Below are 483 nucleotides of genomic sequence, written 5' to 3' on the forward strand. Positions count from 1 at the left end.
GTATCGGAAGGTGCGGCTGGATCACCTCCTTTCTAAGGAATATTACATGAAACGTTTGACAGTCGAAGTTTTGTTCAGTTTTGATGGTTTAATAAGGTTTTTTGCGCAAGCAAAAGAACCATCCATCTATTTGTTCTTTGAAAACTAGATAAAGTGTTAATTGATAGTCAAGAAATTACCGAGTATCGCCATTTTAGGTTTAATCCTAACTTAGTAAGTAAGTGAATCAAATTTTGATTTAGCAGCGAGAAGGTCGAGGAAGCGAAGGAGTGAACACCGGAGCGCACTTAGTCGTGCGTGAGGATGTGATCGACTGAAGCTGACGAAGAGATTCGAAGCTGATAAAGCAAAATTTAGGTTAAGTTATGAAGGGCGCACGGTGGATGCCTTGGCACTAGGAGCCGATGAAGGACGGGACTAACACCGATATGCTTCGGGGAGCTGTAAGTGAGCTTTGATCCGGAGATTTCCGAATGGGGGAAC

General features: G+C 43.1%; 1 rRNA gene. It reads left to right on the forward strand.

Features of this window, described 5'->3' with window-relative positions:
- Nucleotides 1-356: 356 nt before the first annotated feature.
- A 23S ribosomal RNA gene (locus BHE18_RS21860) occupies nucleotides 357-483 on the forward strand; the annotation flags it as partial.

Origin of the sequence: Rossellomorea aquimaris, assembly GCF_001877785.1 — a bacterium.
Classification (GTDB): domain Bacteria; phylum Bacillota; class Bacilli; order Bacillales; family Bacillaceae_B; genus Rossellomorea; species Rossellomorea aquimaris_A.